A 1,421-nucleotide genomic window follows, 5' to 3' on the forward strand; every position below is an offset into this window, starting at 1 on the left:
AATTACCAGTTGGCATTGGAAGAAGATAGAGATTTAATCTTTAACCAATTTGCCAACTTTTTAAATTCTTTTGATCCAAGTGTCCACATTGAACTTTCATATGTAAATCAATTAGGAAGAAATAAGGATTTACAAGATGCAATTAAAATTGCTGATAAGGGAGACTTCTATGACGATGTAAGAAAAGAGTTTAGGGAGATGTTAAAGCTTCAACTTGCAAAGGGGAATAACGGACTTAAAAAGATGAAGTATATAACCTTTACCACAGAAGCCGATAACCTAGAGCAAGCAAGAGCAAAGTTAAATAGACTTGAAGTAGATATTTTATCTAACTTTAAATCTATGGGAGTAAGAGCAGAGAGTCTTGATGGCGAAGAAAGACTAAGACTTGTTCACGATATGTTAAATCCAGATAAGAACTTTGATTTTTCATATAAAGATCTGAAGAAGAAAGAGTCTACAAAATCACATATAACTCCCAATATTTTTAATTTTGCACCAGCAAATAATTTTAAATTTGGGAAATATATTGGGGCAGTAAGCCATTTTCAAATACTAGCAAGTGAGTTATCAGACAGAATGTTATCTGAGTTTTTAGATATTGATGACAATATTTATGTAGCTTTTCATATAGATGTAGTTGAACAAGCAGAAGCCATTAAACTCATTAAGAGAAAAAACACAGACCTGGACAGAATGAAAATCGAAGAACAAAAGAAAGCAGTTCGTGCTGGTTATGATATGGATATTATTCCTTCAGATATAAATACTTTTGGGGCTGATGTTAAGTCCATGTTATCTGACTTACAAAATAGAGATGAAAGGCTCTTTGTAGTTACCATAGTAATGATGAACTTTGCTAGGACTAATCAAAAGTTAGAAAACACTATTGCTCAAATTTCATCAATTGCAAACAGACATAATTGTCAGGTAAAAAGATTATCTCACCAACAAGAGCAAGGACTTGTTTCTGTCTTACCTCTTGGAGTTAACCAAGTCGAAATAAAAAGATTTTTAACTTCATCATCAACGGCAGTATTTATGCCTTTTACAACAGAAGAGCTATTTATTGATTCAGCAAATTCTTTGTACTATGGATTAAATGCCCTTAGCCAAAACTTGATTATGGCAGATAGGAAGAAACTTAAGAACCCTAACGGACTAATATTAGGAACACCAGGTTCTGGTAAATCTTTCTCGGCAAAGAGAGAGATGGCAAATGCAATTCTTGTAACAGACGATGATGTAATTATTTGCGATCCTGAGGGCGAGTATTCAAACCTTGTAAAACAATTTAATGGAGAAGTTATTAAAGTTTCAGCAAAGTCAAAGGACTATCTAAATCCATTAGATATTAATATGAACTATGGAGATGGGGACGCACCTTTAAAGGATAAGGCAAACTTCATAATGTCTATGCT

General features: G+C 33.1%; 1 protein-coding gene. It reads left to right on the top strand.

All coding sequences use genetic code 11. From position 1 onward, the window contains the following. Positions 1 to 1,421 (top strand): VirB4-like conjugal transfer ATPase, CD1110 family (locus DES33_RS09535; protein WP_146199885.1); only part of this gene is annotated, 1,421 nt, incomplete at both ends.

The organism is Finegoldia magna (assembly GCF_003182075.1).
GTDB classification, from domain to species: domain Bacteria; phylum Bacillota; class Clostridia; order Tissierellales; family Peptoniphilaceae; genus Finegoldia; species Finegoldia magna.